The organism is Streptomyces alkaliphilus, assembly GCF_014141535.1.
Classification (GTDB): domain Bacteria; phylum Actinomycetota; class Actinomycetes; order Streptomycetales; family Streptomycetaceae; genus Streptomyces; species Streptomyces alkaliphilus.
The window spans coordinates 1-606 of the sequence record NZ_VKHT01001626.1 but is presented as its reverse complement, the minus strand read 5'-3'; the positions used below and the strand labels follow the sequence as shown (position 1 = coordinate 606).

Below are 606 nucleotides of genomic sequence, written 5' to 3'. Positions count from 1 at the left end.
GGGCCGTGCTGGGACCGGTCGTACGGGGACGGGGCCGTGCGGGGACGGAGCCCTTCACCGCATTCCACCACTGTTCCCGGTCGGCCGGGGGACCGCCCCCGCTCCGAGAGGGATGAGCCTTTCGGCCCTCGGGGAGAGGTCGGGTTTCCCGGCGGGGAACGGGGGCAGTCGCCCGCCCGAACACCACCCCGGGGAGGGACAGTGAGCGGAACGGTCACCGAGCAGGGGCGGAAGGCCGTCGACGGCGCGGAACGGGCCGCCCATCGAGGGGCGCGCAGCCCCGTGCTCCGCCGGGCGGCGCGGGCCGGACTGGTGGCGCAGGGAGTGATCCACGGTGTGGTGGGGCTGTTGGCCATGCAGGTCGCCTTCGGTGCCGGTGGGGATCAACAGGCCGATCAACAGGGGGCTTTGCAGGAACTCTCGGCGCAACCCCTCGGTTCGGCGCTGATCTGGGCCGTGGGATGCGGCATGGCGGCGCTGGGCCTGTGGCGGCTCACCGAGGCGGTCATCGGGGTCGCGGGACCCGATGGTGGGAAGCCGACCAAACGGCTGGGGGCCGCCGGGGGCTGCGTGACGTGTGCCGTGATCTCCTTCTCGGTACTGTCC

General features: G+C 73.3%; 1 protein-coding gene. It reads left to right on the top strand.

The features are described 5' to 3' along the window. Positions 1–201: 201 nt before the first annotated feature. Positions 202–606 (top strand): DUF1206 domain-containing protein (locus FNQ90_RS27910; protein WP_182608538.1); only part of this gene is annotated, 405 nt, incomplete at its 3' end.